At 57.7% G+C, this 15,763-nt stretch carries 13 protein-coding genes; all 13 read left to right on the top strand.

Features of this window, described 5'->3' with window-relative positions; translation table 11 throughout:
• Window positions 1–18 precede the first annotated feature (18 nt).
• Complete coding sequence (gene tssJ, locus F0320_RS12710; protein WP_047652274.1) at window positions 19–522, top strand: type VI secretion system lipoprotein TssJ; 504 nt, start codon at window positions 19–21, stop codon at window positions 520–522.
• A gap of 28 nt (window positions 523–550) precedes the next feature.
• A complete protein-coding gene (gene tssK / locus F0320_RS12705; RefSeq protein ID WP_126330072.1) occupies window positions 551–1,894 on the top strand; it encodes a type VI secretion system baseplate subunit TssK in 1,344 nt (447 codons plus the stop codon).
• Between the two features lie 17 nt (window positions 1,895–1,911).
• Window positions 1,912–3,150 (top strand): DotU family type VI secretion system protein, encoded by a 1,239-nt coding sequence (locus F0320_RS12700; RefSeq protein WP_033145801.1) that lies wholly within the window; start codon window positions 1,912–1,914, stop codon window positions 3,148–3,150.
• Between the two features lie 2 nt (window positions 3,151–3,152).
• Window positions 3,153–6,773, top strand: a complete 3,621-nt coding sequence (tssM, locus tag F0320_RS12695) for a type VI secretion system membrane subunit TssM (RefSeq protein WP_126330070.1) — start codon at window positions 3,153–3,155, stop codon at window positions 6,771–6,773.
• A gap of 16 nt (window positions 6,774–6,789) precedes the next feature.
• Window positions 6,790–7,506 carry a type VI secretion system-associated protein TagF gene (tagF, locus tag F0320_RS12690; RefSeq protein WP_023312158.1) on the top strand — a complete coding sequence of 239 codons (717 nt, stop codon included), beginning with the start codon at window positions 6,790–6,792 and terminating at the stop codon, window positions 7,504–7,506.
• Between the two features lie 11 nt (window positions 7,507–7,517).
• Window positions 7,518–8,534 (top strand): type VI secretion system protein TssA, encoded by a 1,017-nt coding sequence (gene tssA / locus F0320_RS12685; RefSeq protein WP_126330068.1) that lies wholly within the window; start codon window positions 7,518–7,520, stop codon window positions 8,532–8,534.
• Window positions 8,535–8,609: 75 nt separating this feature from the next.
• Window positions 8,610–9,134 carry a type VI secretion system contractile sheath small subunit gene (tssB, locus tag F0320_RS12680; protein ID WP_008502644.1) on the top strand — a complete coding sequence of 175 codons (525 nt, stop codon included), beginning with the start codon at window positions 8,610–8,612 and terminating at the stop codon, window positions 9,132–9,134.
• 3 nt (window positions 9,135–9,137) lie between these two features.
• Window positions 9,138–10,637, top strand: coding sequence for a type VI secretion system contractile sheath large subunit (tssC, locus tag F0320_RS12675; protein ID WP_023336028.1), 1,500 nt, complete (start codon window positions 9,138–9,140; stop codon window positions 10,635–10,637).
• A 344-nt stretch (window positions 10,638–10,981) separates the two neighbouring features.
• Window positions 10,982–11,464, top strand: a complete 483-nt coding sequence (locus F0320_RS12670) for an Hcp family type VI secretion system effector (RefSeq protein ID WP_008502640.1) — start codon at window positions 10,982–10,984, stop codon at window positions 11,462–11,464.
• A gap of 246 nt (window positions 11,465–11,710) precedes the next feature.
• Window positions 11,711–12,700, top strand: coding sequence for a hypothetical protein (locus F0320_RS12665; RefSeq protein WP_047652270.1), 990 nt, complete (start codon window positions 11,711–11,713; stop codon window positions 12,698–12,700).
• Window positions 12,694–13,110: a hypothetical protein gene (locus F0320_RS12660; protein ID WP_126330066.1), complete on the top strand. Its 417-nt coding sequence runs from the start codon at window positions 12,694–12,696 to the stop codon at window positions 13,108–13,110. Before F0320_RS12665 ends, F0320_RS12660 begins: the two co-directional genes overlap by 7 nt.
• Window positions 13,111–13,197: 87 nt before the next feature.
• Window positions 13,198–14,961 carry a type VI secretion system-associated FHA domain protein TagH gene (gene tagH, locus F0320_RS12655; RefSeq protein ID WP_126330064.1) on the top strand — a complete coding sequence of 588 codons (1,764 nt, stop codon included), beginning with the start codon at window positions 13,198–13,200 and terminating at the stop codon, window positions 14,959–14,961.
• The gene (locus F0320_RS12650; RefSeq protein WP_014884226.1) at window positions 14,958–15,755 is read left to right on the top strand and encodes a PP2C family protein-serine/threonine phosphatase; all 798 of its coding nucleotides are present in this window, start codon (window positions 14,958–14,960) and stop codon (window positions 15,753–15,755) included. The genes tagH and F0320_RS12650 overlap by 4 nt, the downstream gene beginning before the upstream one ends.
• Window positions 15,756–15,763 lie beyond the last annotated feature (8 nt).

The following is a 15,763-nucleotide window of genomic DNA, read 5'->3' as shown; positions in this document are numbered from 1 at the left end:
TTGCATGAGCGCATTTTTATGAATAATAAAAATTTTCATAAGCTGTGGTTATTCTTTTACGCGGTGATTTTTGCCCTGGTCAGTGGCTGTACGTCGTCTTCACACAGCGACCCCTCCCGCTACAATCTGCAGTTTCAGGCTCATCCACAAATCAATGAATCTGCGCCGCTTAAGGTCCGGGTGTTGTTGCTGAAATCCGATGCGGATTTCATGTCCAGCGACTTCTACTCCCTGCAGAACAACGCGTCAGCCACGCTTGGCGCGAATCTGCTGAACAGCGACGTGTTCTTCCTGATGCCGGGACAGCTGTCCAAAACCCTCAGCGGACAAAGCTCTCCGGAGGCCCGCTACATCGGCGTGATGGCGGAGTATCAGGTGCTGGATGGCAAAAAATGGCGCGTTTCACTCCCTCTGCCCGTGCCTGGCGAAAATCATATCTACCAGTTCTGGAAATGGTCCGCGGATGAACTTCAGGCCAACGTTTTTCTCGACGTGAACGGCATTCGGGTCATCAGCCAGTAACGCGCTTCAACACAGGAAACACATCATCATGACGAAAGCAGAAAAGGTCGTCTGGACCGAAGGCATGTTCCTGCGTCCACACCATTTTCAGCGGACTGAAAGCTATCTGCTCAACCATGTTCGTGAATGGGGCGCGCTGCAGCGGTCGTATCTCTGGGGCTTTCTTGACGTTGAACTGGATGAAGCGATGCTGCGTCAGGGATGCGTTGCCCTGAGCTACTGCAGTGGCCTGCTGCCGGACGGCACCTTTTTCCAGGTCCGTAACGGGCGCAACGGTCCTGTACCGCTGAAAATTCCGGACAATCTCACCAACGAAAAGGTGGTGCTCGCGCTGCCGGTTCGTCGTGGCGAGAGAGAAGAGGTGATTTTTAGCGAAGAGCCGGCCTCGCTGGCGCGCTTCATCGCTTTCGAGCAAGAGGTGGAAGACGACAACGCCATGTCGGTGGGGGATGCCACCGTCCAGTTTGGCCGTCTGCGTCTGACCCTGATGCTGGAAAAAGACCTCACGGCGGAATGGACCGCCATCGGCGTGGCGTTTGTGACGGAGAAACGTAACGACAACCACGTGCGGCTCGATAACAGCTACATCCCGCCGATGCTCAACGCCAACAACAGCCCGCAGATCTACAGCATGATCAACGATCTGCACGGCCTGCTGGTCCAGCGCAGCCAGCAGATTGGCGGTCGTTTACGCCAGCCTGGCCGCTTTAACACCTCCGAACTGATTGAGTTCACGCTGCTGTCGCTGGTTAACCGTCATCTGGGCGAGGTTTCTCATTTAAAAACCCTCCCGCTGCTGCATCCGGAAACGCTCTGGCGCAGCTGGCTGCCGTTTTCGACCGAGCTCGCCACCTGGACGTCCCAGCGTACCGCCGAAAGCGTGCTGCCGATTTACGATCATGACGATCTGGCTAACTGCTTCAGCAAGCTGATGCTGATGCTGCGTCAGGGACTGTCGCTGGTGATGGAAGACCACGCGATTCAGCTGCCGCTTAACGAACGCTCCCACGGCCTGAACATCGCCACGGTGCCTGAAACCAGCATGGTGCGCGAGTTCGGCTTCGTGCTGGCGGTAAAAGCCAATGTGCCAGGCGAACACCTGCAAACCCATTTCCCGGCACAGATGAAGGTCGCGCCGGTCTCGAAAATCCGCGATCTGGTTCAGCTTCAGCTGCCGGGCATTATGCTGCGCGCCATGCCGGTCGCGCCGCCGCAGATCCCGTGGCATGCCGGCTACAGCTACTTTGAACTGGAGAAGGGCAGCGAGCTGTGGCACGAGATGGATAAGTCCGGCGCATTCGCCCTGCACCTTGCAGGGGAGTTCCCGGGGCTGGATATGGAGTTTTGGGCCATCCGTAGCCCGACAGAATAATAAAGCGAGCGCTTAATATGCAGGAACGACAGGACACCGGCAGCGATGCCGCGTTTACCGGGGCCAGTAGCAACAATCAGCTGGTGGCGGCCGCCAATCCGCTGCTCAATGCGATTCCGCAGATCCGTCATTCGGTCTCCCATGACGATCAGGTGGCGCTACGCCAGCGCCTGATCGATGAAATTCGCCGTTTCGAAGTCCGCTGCCAGCAGGCGGGGCTGCCCTACGAAGTGATCGTCGGGGCACGCTACTGCCTGTGTACGGCGCTCGATGAGGCTGCCGCGCTTACCCCCTGGGGCAGCAGCGGCGTCTGGTCAAGCAATGGTCTGCTGGTGACGTTCCACAACGAAACCTGGGGCGGCGAGAAGTTCTTCCAGCTGCTGGCGCGCCTGTCGCAGAACCCGCGCGAGCATATCCTGCTGCTGGAGATGATCAACTACTGCCTGCTGCTGGGCTTCGAAGGACGCTATCGGGTGCTGGATAATGGCCGCACGCAGCTTGAAACCATCAAGCAGCGGCTGTGGCAGATGATCCGCGGCGTGCGCGGCAGCTATCCGCCGCCGCTTTCTCCCCATCCGGAAGATCGTCCGGTGCTGCGCAAGCTCTGGCGGCCGATGGTTCCCCTGTGGGCCTGCGTGGCGCTAGCCGGGTTTATCGCCTGTCTGTTTTATATCGTGCTTAACTGGCGCCTTGGCGATAACACCAACCCGGTGCTGGCGAAGATTTACCAGTCCCAGCTGCCGGAAACCACTATCCAGCAGCCGGCCCGTCAGCTTCCGGCGGTGCTGAACCTGCGCGGCTTCCTGAAGCCTGAAATCGAGGCTGGCCTGGTCGCGGTGAAGGACGAAGCGGATCGCAGCGTCGTGATCCTGAAGGGCGACGGGCTGTTTGCCTCTGCCTCAACCGTTGTGCGTGACCGCTATGAACCGGTCATCAACCGTATTGCGCAGGCGATGAATAACGTCAGCGGCAAAATTCTGGTGGTGGGCTACAGCGACAACGTGCCGATCCGTAGCGCGCGCTTTGCTTCTAACTATGAACTCTCTCTGGAACGCGCCCGCTCGGTACAGAAAATGCTGCAGGGAAGCCTCTCTCAGCCTGGCCGCGTGAAAGCGGAAGGGCGGGGCGAGATTAACCCGGTGGCGCCGAACACGACGCCTGAAAATCGCGCCCGTAACCGCCGTGTGGAAATTACTCTGCTGGTGTCGCCTGAAAACACTCAGGCTGAGCTGAACGGATTGCCGCAAGGAAACTAAGGATGCTGACTACACTTCTTTCCATTTTGACCAACCGCATTCTGTGGAGCTTCCTCGGCGTAACGGCGCTTGCGGCGGTGATCTGGATGATTGGTCCCCTGTTGTCCATCGTGGACACCCGACCGCTTGAGTCTGAACAGAACCGTATTATCAGCATTGCCGTGGTCTATCTGCTCTGGGCGCAGGGCCACATTCTGCCGCGCCTGTACAACGCCTGGCTGAACCGCAAGCTGATGGACAAGCTCAAAGAGAATACCGCCAGCCCGGAAGCCGCCGATCCGCAGAAGCGACTGAACAGCGAGGAGCAGATCCTCGCCAGCCGCTTTGATGAAGCCGCGCAGATGCTGAAAAAAGCGCACTTCAGCAAGGCGGGCCAGGGCGCCCAGTGGACGCAGCGCTTCAGCACGCAATATCTCTATCAGCTGCCGTGGTACGTCATTATCGGCGCGCCGGGATCCGGTAAAACCACGGCGCTGGTCAACTCCGGGCTACAGTTCCCGCTGGCCGATCGCTTCGGTAAGACCGCGCTGCGGGGCATTGGCGGCACGCGTAACTGCGACTGGTGGTTCACCAATGAGGCGGTCCTGCTGGACACGGCGGGCCGCTATACCACCCAGGAGAGCGAGCAGGTGCAGGACGCCGGCGAATGGCTGGAGTTCATCAACCTGCTGCGTAAGTATCGCCGCCGCCAGCCGATTAACGGCGTTATCATCACCATCAGCATTTCTGACCTGCTCACCCAGTCCGCCGAGGCGTCCCGCCAGCAGGCGGTGAACCTGCGCCAGCGTCTGTCCGAGCTGCATGAACAGCTGGGTATTCGCTTCCCGGTCTACGTGATGGTGACCAAGGCCGACCTGCTTAAAGGCTTCCGCGCCTGGTTTGCCGACTACGACAAAGCGCAGCGCGACCAGATCTGGGGCTTTACCCTGCCGTGGGAGCAAACCAAACACGCCGATTACGACCTGATGGGCAACTTCCAGCAGGAGTTTTCTCTGCTGCAGCAGCGCCTCGATGCCGGGCTGCCGGAAACCATGCTGAAAGAGCACGACGCGAAAACCCGCGCCGAAGCGTATCTCTTCCCGCAGGAGTTCGCCGCGCTGCGCCCGCTGCTGGCGGACTACCTGAGCACGGTCTTCGCCCGCTCCAACTTCGAAACCGAGTTCTCTCCGCGCGGGATCTACTTCGCCAGCGGGACGCAGGAAGGCATGCCGTTCGACCGCGTGATGGGCGAACTGAACCGCGCGCTGTCGCTGCCGGAAGGGGGTGAGGCGGATAACTGGGATTCGGTCAGCAAAGAAGCGCCGATCCCGGGGGCAAAAGGCCAGAGTTTCTTCATTAAGAACCTCCTGCAAAACGTCATCTTCCAGGAAGCCGGGATCGCGGGCGAAAACCGCTGGTGGGAGCTGCGCAACCGGGCGGTGATCTGGTCCGGCTACGCGGCGCTGCTGGCCCTGCTGGTCATCCTCGGCGGTTTGTGGCTGACCAGCTATGCCAAAAATAAGGCCTATCTGGAAGAGGTGGATGCGAAGGTGCCGCTGCTGGACCAGCAGAGCAAGGCGCTGCAGAACCAGACCCAGCGTGACCTGTTCGATCTGCTGCCGCTGCTGAACGGTCTGGTGGACCTGCCGAAAAGCGACGCGTTTGATGTGAACGATCCGCCCGTGTCCCGCCGTATGGGGCTCTACCGCGGAGATGACGTCAGCGACGCCTCGCAGTCGCTGTACCAGAAAGCGCTGGATCAGATGCTTTTGCCTGCCGTCGCCATGCACATCACCACCTGGCTTCGCAACGACAACGGCAGCGATGTGGAATACAGCTATGAAGCGCTGAAAGCCTATCAGATGCTGTATCAGCCGAAGCACTACGACGGCAAATTCCTGCATTCGTGGGTGATGCTCAACCTGCAGCGAAATCTGCCGCAGAACGTTACGAAGGCGCAACTACAGCAGCTTGAATGGCACCTGACGCAGCTGCTGGAACCGAAAATTCAGGCCTCGCCGTACGCGCAGGATGAATCTCTGGTTGCCCGCGAAAGAGCGATGATCGGCCAGCAGCCGCTCTCCACGCGCGTCTATGGCCGCCTCAAACGCCTGCTGGAACATGATGAGAACCTGAAGCCGGTCTCCCTTTCCGACCTGGGCGGACCGCAGAGCGAGCTGGTGTTTTCACGCAAAAGCGGCAAGCCGGTAAGCGAAGGCGTACCGGGTCTGTATACGCCGGACGGTTACTGGAAAAGCTTTAACGGCCAGATTGACAGCGTAACCACCGCCCTGCACGAGGACGACGCCTGGGTGCTGGGGGCCGCGACGGCGCAGGAAGATAAACAGCAGATCGATAACGCCGTGCGCCAGCTCTACATGCGCGACTTTATCGCTAACTGGGATAGCTTTCTCGCCGACATTCAGCTCAATAACAGCGCCGATCTCTCCCAGCGCATAAACACCGCGCGCCTGCTCTCCGGCGCAAACTCGCCTCTGCGCCGTCTGGTGCAGAACCTGAGCCAGGTCCTGACGCTGTCGCGCAACGCGCCAGCGCCGGAAGATGCGGGCAAAGCGCAGGATCAGAGCAACCGCGCCACCCGCACGCTGGAAGCCCTGTTCAGCAACAACGACGCAGCGCCGACGCAGGCCGCCGTGGTCACCCAGGCGCCAGAGCAGCTGGTGACCGACCACTACGCGCCGATGATTGAGCTGGCGCAGCCGCTGGAGAAGGGCGGGAAGACCATCGTGTTTGATGATTTTCTCAAGCAGGTGGATGAGCTTTATCGCTACCTGACCGCCGTCCAGGACGCGGCCAACAGCGGCATGCCGGCACCGGGCGGCGAGGCGATCAGCCGCCTGCAGGCCAGCGCCGGTCGTCTGCCGGGCGGGCTGCAAACCATGTTCAGCAATATGGCGGTGGGCGCCAGCAGCGATACCCAGCGCCGCGACCTCGAAAACGTGCGGAAGCGGATTAACGTTGAGGTGGGCGGTTTCTGCCGTCAGGCAATCGCCGGCCGTTACCCGCTGGTGCGCAGCGCCAGCACCGAGGTTACGCCTGACGATCTCGCGCGCATGTTTGCGCCGGGAACCGGGCTGATGGACGCTTTCTTCCGCGACAATCTGACCAATAAAGTGGATACCACGCAGGCAAACTGGCGCTTTATGCCGGGCATCGACGGGAAAACGCTGCCGGGAAGCGAAGGGCTGCTGAGACCGTTCCAGCAGGCCCAGTCGATTCGCGACGCCTTCTTTGCTAATGGCGCCACGACGCCGTCCTTCAAGGTGACGGTTCGCACCGTGCGAATGGATAACAGCATTCTGAACCTGACGCTGGACGTTGACGGCCAGCTGCTGCGCTACAGCCACGGTCCGCAGGCCGTACAGATCATGAACTGGCCGGGGCCGGGCGGCACCAACCAGGTACGCATGCAGCTGGGGCTGGCGAACGGCAGCACGGCGACGCTGGTCACCAACGGTGCCTGGGCGCTCAACCGCTTCTTTGATAAAGCGAGCACCAGCCCGGGCGCGGGTAGCCTGAGCCGTCAGGCCACCTTCAGCGTCGACGGACATCAGGTCACGCTGGAGTTTGCGCCAAACAGCATTCGTAACCCGTTCCAGCTTCCCCGTTTCTCATGCCCATAACCGCAAGGACAGCCGTATGACGAATACCCCTGCGATGAACCGCTACAGCTGGTATGGCAAATTACCCAGCGCCGGAGATTTTTTGCAGCGTCGCTTTCCTGACACTTTACAGCGCCAGTGGTCACACTGGTTCCAGGTCGGTCTGCTGGCCTGGCAGCAGGAAGAGCAGCGCAGCGGCGAGCGCCAGTTTCACAAAGCGCCAGTCTGGAATTTTGTGGTACCGCCCATGCTGGGCAGCCAGATGATCCAGATGGGCTGTCTGCTGCCCGGCCGCGACAGCGTTGGCCGCCAGTACCCGGTTTGCCTTCAGCTGAGCTTCGCTCCGTCAGAGTGGTCGACCAGCCTGCTCAGCCAGGCCGAAAGCTGGTACCAGCAGATTGGGCGCCTGGGGCTGCACGCGGTGCGCAACAGTTTTTCCGCCTCGCAGCTTGATGAGATGCTGATGACCATCCCGGCGCCGCAGCCCGTCGAGCCGCAAAAGCGATCCGACATCCTTGATGTGATTGGTTATGACGAGGACGGCCAGAGCACGCTGGGCTGGCCTCAGGCGGCCGAGTGTTTTGATCCGCTGCGTCAGACCAGCTACTGGTGGACCAACCGCTGCGACGGCTACCCGCTGTACACCCACGTGCACAGCGGTAACTTTACCGGGCAGCTTTTCACCCTGCTGTTCGACCCGGCAGGGGGCGCCCGTCCGGGGCGTCACGGTCTCTATCCGCCCATGTTTGAATAAGCAGGGATCTCATGAATATCGAAGAATTTCTCGCGCCAATCAGTCCCGAAAAACCCTGCGGCGAAAACCTGGAGTACGACGCCGACTTCCAGGCGATGAATCAGGCAAGTCTTGGGAAGGCGGAACAGCAGTTTGGCGACACCATTATCCCGGCAGAGCCCGCTGACTGGAACACGGTGGAAAAATACGCCACCAGCCTGCTGACCCGCACCAAAGATCTTCGCGTACTGCTGGCGTTAACCCATGCCTGGACGCGCCGCCGCGGGCTGGCGGGCTACGCGGACGGATTATTGCTGGTGCAGGAGGCGATCGCCCGTTACTGGGAGACGCTCTATCCGCTGCTGGAAGAGTATGGCGAAACCGATCCGTTCTATCGCATTAATGCCCTGGCGGGGCTGAGCGATAAATCCGACCTCACCGTCGCCGTGCGAAACGCCTCGCTTCTGCGTTCAAACGGCGATGAAATTTCGCTCCGGGATGCTCAGGCCCTGCTGGACGGCAGCAAGACGGAATGCCCGGACTATCCCGGCGGCCGTCCACGGCTGATTGACGAGCTGGCCCGCGGCGACCAGCCGGGAACTGAAGCGGTTATCGTCATTAACGAACGTCTGCTGGCGATTCGCGAGCTGCTTACCGGGCATCTCGGTGAAAGCGGCGTGCCCGAGATGGAGCAGCTGCTGAAAACCGTCGGACTGGTCGCCAGCGCGTGTCAGGTAACCGACATCAGCAAGCTGCTGCCGAACCGTGAGGCGCAGGCTGAACCCCTGGCCGAGCAGCAGTCGGCGGCAGCGCAGCCCGCTCAGCCGGTCACCGACTGGCGCAGCGTTCAGGTCACCAGCCGCGCCGACGCGCAGCTGATGCTGGAAAAAGCGAAGCAGTATTTTGCGCAGTACGAACCGAGCCACCCCGCACCGCTGATGATTGAACGGGTGCAGCGGCTGTCAGAACTTAACTTTATGGACATTATTCGCGACCTGGCGCCAGACGGCGTTAACCAACTGGAAAACATCTTTGGGCGCCGCGAATAGCGCGTCCAGGCATTATGACGTCAGGCATGGAGCCTGTCGTTTTACCTTCACCGCGCATCTTTGATGGAGAACATCATGGCAATGAGTAACAGTGGGCAGAAATTCATCGCACGTAACCGTGCCCCCCGCGTGCAGATCGAGTACGACGTAGAGATCTACGGTGCAGAACGTAAAATTCAGCTGCCGTTTGTGATGGGCGTTATGGCCGATCTGGTCGGCAAACCGGTGGAAAACCTGCCGGCCGTCGACGAGCGTAAATTCCTCGAAATCGACATCGACAACTTTGACGAACGCATGAAGGCGCTGAAGCCGCGCGTGGCGTTCCAGGTGGATAACACCCTGACCGGCGAAGGTAAGCTCAACGTGGATCTGACCTTTGACAGCATGGACGACTTCCTGCCGGACGCGGTGGCCCGCAAGGTTGAGCCGCTGAACAAGCTGCTCGAAGCGCGTACCCAGCTCTCCAACCTGCTGACCTATATGGACGGCAAAAACGGTGCGGAAGAGCTGATCGCTAAAATTCTGCAGGATCCGACGCTGCTCAAATCCCTGAGCCAGTTGCCGAAAAATGACGAAAGCGCAAAAGGTAGCGAGGAATAATCGATGAGCAACCAGACTCAACAACACGAGCAGCAGGCGGGTCAGGCGTTCAGCCAGGATGAGTTCAGCGCGCTGCTGAACAAAGAGTTCCGCCCGAAAACCGATCAGGCCCGTTCAGCCGTAGAAAGCGCGGTCAAAACCCTGGCGCAGCAGGCGCTGGAAAATACCGTCACCTTCTCGAACGACACCTACCGCACCATTCAGAACCTGATCGCCGGTATCGACGAGCAGCTGTCGCAGCAGGTAAACCAGATCATTCACCACGACGAGTTTCAGAAGCTGGAGAGCGCCTGGCGCGGTCTGAGCTATCTGGTGAACAACACTGAAACTGACGAGATGCTGAAGATCCGCTTTATGAGCATCTCCAAGCAGGAGCTGGGCCGCACCCTGAAGCGCTTCAAGGGCGTGGGCTGGGACCAGAGCCCGATCTTCAAGAAAATCTACGAGCAGGAGTACGGTCAGTTCGGCGGCGAGCCGTTTGGCTGCATCGTGGGCGACTACTACTTCGACCACAGCCCGCAGGACGTTGAGCTGCTGGGCGAAATGGCGCGCATCGGCTCGGCGGCGCACTGTCCGTTTATCACCGGTACCGCACCGGGCGTGATGCAGATGGAGTCCTGGCAGGAGCTGGCTAACCCGCGCGACCTGACCAAGATCTTCCAGAACACCGAATACGCCGCCTGGCGTTCATTGCGTGAATCCGAAGATGCCCGCTATCTGGGCCTGGTGATGCCGCGCTTCCTGTCACGCCTGCCGTACGGCATTCGCACCAACCCGGTCGACAGCTTTGACTTTGAGGAGCAGACCGACGGCGCGAACCACAACAGCTACTCCTGGGCGAACGCCGCGTACGCGATGGCCGCCAACATCAACCGCTCCTTCAAAGAGTACGGCTGGTGCACCTCGATTCGCGGCGTGGAGTCCGGCGGGGCGGTGGAAAACCTGCCGTGCCACACCTTCCCGAGCGATGACGGCGGCGTGGACATGAAGTGTCCGACCGAGATCGCCATCAGCGATCGTCGTGAAGCCGAGCTGGCGAAAAACGGCTTTATGCCGCTGGTTCACCGCAAAAACTCCGACTTTGCCGCCTTCATCGGCGCGCAGTCGCTGCAAAAACCGGCCGAGTACCACGACCCGGATGCCACCGCCAACGCGCGTCTGGCCTCTCGTCTGCCGTACCTGTTCGCCTGCTGCCGCTTTGCACACTATCTGAAGTGCATCGTGCGCGACAAAATCGGCTCCTTCCGCGAGCGCGAAGAGATGGAGCGCTGGCTGAACGACTGGGTCATGAACTACGTCGACGGTGACCCGGCGAACTCCTCTCAGGAGACCAAGTCCCGTAAACCGCTGGCCGCTGCGGAAGTGCAGGTGCAGGAGATTGAAGACAACCCGGGCTACTACGCCGCGAAGTTCTTCCTGCGTCCTCACTACCAGCTGGAAGGTCTGACCGTTTCCCTGCGTCTGGTATCTAAACTGCCGTCGCTGAAGACGAAAGACGCGTGATGAAGACATGGACGCCCCCTCTCCCCTGAGGGAGAGGGTGGGGGGAGGGGGAAAATACCGCTGCGGTGGTTATCCAGTTTTCCCCAAACATCACTGTCCGTAAGAATTCAAAAATTAATCCCCGGTAATGCCGGGCTTATTCGATTCCAGAATAACGCCCGGTAGTAAAGGCTTCACATTCTTTCCGTTCATTCAGGGGGAATGTAAGACTGTCAAATGACACGGGTCATTTGATATGAGGCAGAGGTAAAATATGGACGGTTTTATTCAGCCCCATGCTTTCCTGTTTGCCATATAAGTGCTTTTTCGAAAGCAATATTGTTCATCCACGAAGAGTAGATATTATGGCTATTGATATGTTTCTGAAGGTCGAGGGTGTTACGGGCGAATCTAAAGATTCTAACCACACCGGCTGGACTGATATTACCTCCTTCTCCTGGGGTGCTTCCCAGCCAGGTAATATGAGCGTTGGCGGTGGCGGCGGTGCCGGTAAAGTTAACTTTAACGACCTGCACGTTAACGCGCTGATCGACAAATCCACCACCGCTATCCTGAAACACTGCGCCAGCGGTAAACACCTGACCAAAGTTGAGCTGTCCGTCTGTAAAGCCGGCGGCCAGCAGGTGGAATACTCCCGCATCACGCTGGAAGATGTGCTGGTCACCTCTGTTCAGTACACCGGTGCAGACAACGGCGATACCGTTGGTGTGACCTATGCATTCCAGGCTGCGAAAGTGAAACAGCAGTACTGGGAGCAGACCACGTCTGGTGGTAAAGGTGCTGAAAGCAGCGCTGGCTGGAACATCAAAGAAAACAAAGAAGCGTAACTGCGTATGTGACCGGGGAGTTTTCCCCGGTCATTATGATTAATTCATTTGTTCGATATGCGGCTCGCTTTATTCTCAGTGTAAATTCTAGAGGCGAATTATCGCTAGCCAGAATAGAATAGGAGCGTTTTCAAATGTTGATGTTTTTAAGAAAGTGTCAACCTTTGGATACTAATTCAACTCCGTTTTTATTTAAATGTGTATGCTTATTTGTGAGCGTTTTTGTAAAAATCAATGGGAATGAATATGGCTAGTCAATCATTAGTTAATCCGGGATATTGTATTGTTCAGCAGCCCGGAACCCTGGATTTCCAGGCAAGGCTTTTATTCAACGATCCAAATAGTGATGCTGCACGTTATTTCATGCAGGTTAATAGTGATGCGCAGTGGTCAAAACCTGGGCAGATGTTGATTCTTGATCCGCCGGGAAGTAATAATTCTGTGCAGCTTATGCAATTACAGCTCGCTAAAAAGAAAGTCAACGGTGCTCTGGCCGATCTTAACTCTGGTGAAGCGAATTTCTTTAATCAACATTTTAGTACCATAGCTGCAGTCACTAATTTTATGGATAAGTCCCTTGGTGTCGTTGCTGATGCAGGTGAAAAATATTTTAGTGAAATAGAAAAAAAACTTAAATCCATTGAATTGGCTTACCAGAATCAGTACAGAGCACAAGGGACATTGATAAGCCAACAGTTTTTTGTTGAGCGTCAGCGCCTCTTTTCTGAGTTGGATGGTTTATTAAACAAATTGTCCCGACTGACCTTAAAGATGAAACCCTATAACGAATTGAAGCATGCATTAGGCTTGTCAAGCAGATCCATTGTACATGAATGGAGTACAGCCGGGGTCGCCTCTATTCGTGGTTATTCAACTTATATCGATAATGCCTCTAAGGCCGCTCGTTTTCTTAAAGCGGGAGGGTGGCTTGCAATAGGTTTTGCAGGTGCAAATACCACTAATGAAGTTTACAATGCCTGCACCGTAGGACGAGAGCAGAGTTGCTCTAAAGTCGCTGTGAAAAAATACAGCAGCTTTGGTGCAAGCCTGGCAGGGGGTATTTACGGTGGTAAATACGGAGCAATGGCAGGTGCTGGTGTCTGCGTTGCGCTTGGTGTTGCGACGGGGGGCGTAGGACTGCTCGCCTGCTCCATTGTTGGGGCTGCTGCTGGTGGATACGTTGGTGGCGAGATAGCGGGCGGAGCGACTGAGTATATGATGGATAAAATATGGTGAATATAGAGAATTTATCATTATTTCTTATCGTCGTTTTATTGCTGGTTGTTGTAATTATGGATCTGTTCAGTTCTCGTTATTTCAAAAAACACGAGGCTGATTATAATCAGTTACTTTCAGACTATCGGCGCAAGGGATATGATCTGGATCTTGTAACCAACTATGCTTCTTTTTTTGGTTCGCTGGCCAATTATCAAAAAATAATCTGGTTTGTCCGCCTTTATAAAGGCGTTGAAATGAAATTCACGCGTGAAAGGCTTGTTCAGGAAGATGCTTATAAATATGTACAGTCGTTACCTGAAGAAAGAATTGGTTGGATGCTAAAATTACATCGCCGTTATAAGTTACAGGCGTTAATATTCACTCTATGGCTCATTGTTGGATTATATTTTATTACCTTCATTAAATAGTTTTTGATATTCAATTTCTCAAACGCCGCCGTTCTCGCCCCGAGAGCGGCAGCGTTTGAGCGCTAATCATACCAGCAGGAATACGCCATGCGATTCACGATTATTTCTACGAAACCCGGTCATCAGCCGCCGCAAAGCAGCTGTGATTTTTACGCCCCGGGCGGCACCATTGGGCGCGGTACGGATAACAATCTGGTGTTGCCGGACAATGACCGCACCATCTCTCGTCTGCAGGCCATTGTTCACGTTGACGCCCAGGGCGAATGCCGCGTGACCAACCGTGGCAGCGTCACCCGCGTGGTATTAAATGACATTCCGCTGGAGCGAGGGCGTCAGGTTGAGCTGCAGGATGGCGACATTCTCGGTATTGATGACTACCGTATCGAAGTCACCGAACTGATCCACGATACCCAGCCCGTGAGCCGTATGGCGGCCAGTATGCATCAGCAGGCGCGTCCGGCAGCCGCGTCCGCGCCCGCTCCGCAACCGAAGCCGGCGAGCGCCGCACCGCGCGGGAAGGCCGAGCCAACCGCCGTGCCAACGGAAATCTGGGATAGCCTGATGCAGGAGTTCTCCATCTCCGACAGCATCTCCAGCAACCGTACAAAACCGCAGCCTGCTGCATCGCACGATCCGTTCTCCCAGCCTGCGACCCCGGAGCGTAACGCGGAAGATCCGCTGGCGATGTTTAACGACAGCGATCCAAAGCTTGAGCGTAAGAACGTTGACCCGGACACGCTGTTCAGCGACGAAGCGTTGTTCAAAAAAGAGAGTATTTTTGACGACGTCACCCCGTCAACGCTGGTGCCGCCGGGCGAGAATAGCCCCGTGAAGCCAGAAGACGAGGCGACGGACGAGCTCGATCCGCTGGCCCTGTTTGGCGGTAAGGCCAGCGCGCCAGCCGCGCGTAATGACGACCCGCTCGGGCTGATGGGCGGCGCGCCATTAACCCATCCGGATGACATTATTGCCGAAAAGCCTGCGCCAGTGCCTGAACCCGAGCAGGAAGAGGACGTGCTGGCCGATTCTCCGCTGTTCGCCCCTGAGCCGCAGGAAGATCCGCGTGCTGAAGAAGAGCCCGCGCGACCAGATTACGCTGGCTTCACCATGCCAACGCCGCAGGCTGTGGCGCGCAGCAGCGCTCAGGCACCGAAAGGCCGTCTGCGCATTGACCCGGTTAATAACGCCGCCGCCCCAGCCGCCACGGCAAACAGCGGTGATAAGGGCGAAGTGCTGCAGGGCGAGCTGCTGGAGGCGCTGCTGGAGGGGATGGGGCTGAGCGAAATGCAGCCCGTCCCGCAGTTTGACCGTGAAAATATGCGTCAGCTGGGGCAGATCCTCGGCATGTTCTCTCAGGGGACCGTGGCGCTGCTCTCCTCGCGATCCATCCTCAAGCGGGGCGTGAAGGCCGACATGACCATGGTGCTGGACGATGCCAACAACCCGTTCAAGCTGCTGCCGACCGGCAAAACCGTGCTGATCCAGATGTTCGGCACCCCGATGCCGGGCTTTATGCCGCCGACCAAATCCGTGCGCGACGCGCTGATCGATCTGCAGGCGCACCAGCTGGGCATGATCTCCGGTATCCGCGCCATTATCGCCGCGATGCTGCAGTCCTTTAACCCGGAACAGCTGGAAGAGCAGGCGAAGCAGAACGGGATGACCTCGCGTCTGGCGCTGCCGGGCAGCCGCAAAGCCGCCCTGTGGGACTATTTTGTTCGCAGCTATGGCGAGACGGCTGGCGAGATTGAGGATGACTTCCACACCCTGTTCGGCGAGGCTTTCCTTCATGCGTACGACATGGAGGTGAATCAGTACAAAGACTCACAGAGCGGATCGGAAGACAAATGAATATCGCAACGGCTTCTCTCTCCCGCCAGGGGACGCGCGCCAGCAACCAGGATCAGACGGGAGAAACCATAGGGGAACGTTCGGCCTGCTTTGTCGTCTGCGACGGCATCGCGGGCCTGCCGGGCGGTGAGGTGGCTGCAGAGCTGGCCCGCAACAGCATTATCTCCCGCTTCGATGGCGACAAACATCTTAATGCGCAGCACATCCGCGACTACGTGCAGACGGCGAACCGCACCATCCTCAGCGAACAGCAGGCCGTTCAGGACTATCGCCGGATGGGCACGACGCTGGTCAGCCTGTTCATTGACCGTGATTACGGGCTGGCCTACTGGGCGCACGCCGGAGACAGCCGCCTGTACCTGTTTCGCCGGGGATGGCTGTGGCATGTGACCACCGATCACAGCCTGGTGCAGCAGATGAAAGATGCCGGACACCAGACCGACAACCTGAACAGCAATCTGCTCTATCTGGCGCTCGGGATTGAAAACGGCGGGCCGGAAGCGAGCTACAGCGACGTGGTGCAGGTTGAAGACGGCGATGCATTCTTACTCTGCACCGACGGGTTCTGGCACGGCGTTAGCGAAGAGCAAATGAAGCAGTCGCTGCATATGGTCAATACGCCGCAGGAGTGGCTGACCTTAATGAACCAAATCATTCAAAAGAATGGCGAACAGGAGGGGAATGCTCAGGATAACTATACTGCCCTGGCGGTATGGATGGGCAACCCTCAGGACACCACTTTGCTGCACACACTCTCTGACGCAGCACAATTTCTTCCCTGCGGAACTGATTAGACACACAA

It is taken from the genome of Enterobacter dykesii (genome assembly GCF_008364625.2).
Taxonomy (GTDB): Bacteria; Pseudomonadota; Gammaproteobacteria; order Enterobacterales; family Enterobacteriaceae; genus Enterobacter; species Enterobacter dykesii.
Note: the sequence above shows the minus strand (reverse complement) of the source record. Positions and strands in the feature narration are given on the sequence as shown.

Bases quoted from the DNA above. Each gene is read 5' to 3' on its own strand.
- tssK (WP_126330072.1), top strand. From the start codon at position 551: ATGACGAAAGCAGAAAAGGTCGTCTGGACCGAAGGCATGTTCCTGCGT.
- tagH (WP_126330064.1), top strand. From the start codon at position 13,198: ATGCGATTCACGATTATTTCTACGAAACCCGGTCATCAGCCGCCGCAA.
- F0320_RS12670 (WP_008502640.1), top strand. From the start codon at position 10,982: ATGGCTATTGATATGTTTCTGAAGGTCGAGGGTGTTACGGGCGAATCT.
- F0320_RS12660 (WP_126330066.1), top strand. From the start codon at position 12,694: ATGGTGAATATAGAGAATTTATCATTATTTCTTATCGTCGTTTTATTG.
- tssB (WP_008502644.1), top strand. From the start codon at position 8,610: ATGGCAATGAGTAACAGTGGGCAGAAATTCATCGCACGTAACCGTGCC.
- F0320_RS12665 (WP_047652270.1), top strand. From the start codon at position 11,711: ATGGCTAGTCAATCATTAGTTAATCCGGGATATTGTATTGTTCAGCAG.
- tagF (WP_023312158.1), top strand. From the start codon at position 6,790: ATGACGAATACCCCTGCGATGAACCGCTACAGCTGGTATGGCAAATTA.
- tssM (WP_126330070.1), top strand. From the start codon at position 3,153: ATGCTGACTACACTTCTTTCCATTTTGACCAACCGCATTCTGTGGAGC.
- tssC (WP_023336028.1), top strand. From the start codon at position 9,138: ATGAGCAACCAGACTCAACAACACGAGCAGCAGGCGGGTCAGGCGTTC.
- F0320_RS12700 (WP_033145801.1), top strand. From the start codon at position 1,912: ATGCAGGAACGACAGGACACCGGCAGCGATGCCGCGTTTACCGGGGCC.
- tssA (WP_126330068.1), top strand. From the start codon at position 7,518: ATGAATATCGAAGAATTTCTCGCGCCAATCAGTCCCGAAAAACCCTGC.
- F0320_RS12650 (WP_014884226.1), top strand. From the start codon at position 14,958: ATGAATATCGCAACGGCTTCTCTCTCCCGCCAGGGGACGCGCGCCAGC.
- tssJ (WP_047652274.1), top strand. From the start codon at position 19: ATGAATAATAAAAATTTTCATAAGCTGTGGTTATTCTTTTACGCGGTG.